The sequence below is a fragment of the Kribbella qitaiheensis genome, from assembly GCF_042657745.1.
Taxonomy (GTDB): Bacteria; Actinomycetota; Actinomycetes; order Propionibacteriales; family Kribbellaceae; genus Kribbella; species Kribbella qitaiheensis.
Genome location: NZ_JBHSKE010000087.1, coordinates 1 through 1,494, shown reverse-complemented (window position 1 = coordinate 1,494; position 1,494 = coordinate 1). Strand labels below are relative to the sequence as shown.

The following is a 1,494-nucleotide window of genomic DNA, read 5'->3' as shown; positions in this document are numbered from 1 at the left end:
AGCTACTAAGGGCAATCGGTGGATGTCTAGGCACCAAGAGCCGATGAAGGACGTAGGAGCCTGCGATAAGCCCCGGGGAGTTGGCAACCAAGCTGTGATCCGGGGGTGTCCGAATGGGGAAACCCAGCTGGCATTCTAAAGCCAGTTACCAGTGCCTGAACACATAGGGTTCTGGAGGGAACGCGGGGAAGTGAAACATCTCAGTACCCGCAGGAAGAGAAAACAATAGTGATTCCGTGAGTAGTGGCGAGCGAAAGCGGATGAGGCTAAACCATGTGCGTGTGATAGCCGGCGTGTGTTGCGTACATGGGGTTGTGGGAGCATTCAGGCCTCAATGCCGTGGGGTCGGGGAGTTATAAATCATCGTTGAAGTCGAATTTTCTGGAAAGTTGAGCCGTAGTGGGTAATAGCCCCGTAGGCGTAAGACGGTGACTTCCGAGTGTTTTCCCAAGTAGCACGGGACTCTTGAAATCTCGTGTGAATCTGGCGGGACCACCCGCTAAGCCTAAATACTTCTTGGTGACCGATAGCGGACTAGTACCGTGAGGGAAAGATGAAAAGTACCCCGGGAGGGGAGTGAAATAGTACCTGAAACCGGTTGCCTACAATCCGTCGGAGCGCTCACCTTGTGTGGGTGTGACGGCGTGCCTTTTGAAGAATGAGCCTGCGAGTTAGTGGTATGTGGCGAGGTTAACCCGTGTGGGGTAGCCGTAGCGAAAGCGAGTCTGAACAGGGCGAAATAGTCGCATGCTCTAGACCCGAAGCGGAGTGATCTATCCATGGGCAGGTTGAAGCGCGGGTAAGACCGCGTGGAGGACCGAACCCACCAGGGTTGAAAACCTGGGGGATGACCTGTGGATAGGGGTGAAAGGCCAATCAAACTCCGTGATAGCTGGTTCTCCCCGAAATGCATATAGGTGCAGCGTCGCGTGTTTCTTACCGGAGGTAGAGCACTGGATGGTCTAGGGGGCTTACCGGCTTACCGAAATCAGCCAAACTCCGAATGCCGGTAAGTGAGAGCGCGGCAGTGAGACTGCGGGGGATAAGCTCCGTAGTCGAGAGGGAAACAGCCCAGATCACCAGCTAAGGCCCCTAAGCGATTGCTAAGTGGAAAAGGATGTGGAGTTGCCCAGACAACCAGGAGGTTGGCTTAGAAGCAGCCACCCTTGAAAGAGTGCGTAATAGCTCACTGGTCAAGTGATTCCGCGCCGACAATGTAGCGGGGCTCAAGCAATCCGCCGAAGCTGTGGCATTCACATTTGTACCCGGCACAGACTTGATCTGTGTCCAGGTGTGTGGATGGGTAGGGGAGCGTCGTGCAGCGTGTGAAGCAGCAGAGTGATCTAGTTGTGGATGCTGCACGAGTGAGAATGCAGGCATGAGTAGCGAATGACGGGTGAGAAACCCGTCCGCCGAATGATCAAGGGTTCCAGGGTCAAGCTAATCTGCCCTGGGTAAGTCGGGACCTAAGGCGAGGCCGACAGGCGTAGTCGA

At 55.1% G+C, this 1,494-nt stretch carries 1 rRNA gene; it reads left to right on the top strand.

Features of this window, described 5'->3' with window-relative positions:
• Window positions 1-1,494 (top strand): 23S ribosomal RNA (locus ACFPJ1_RS43255); the annotation flags it as partial.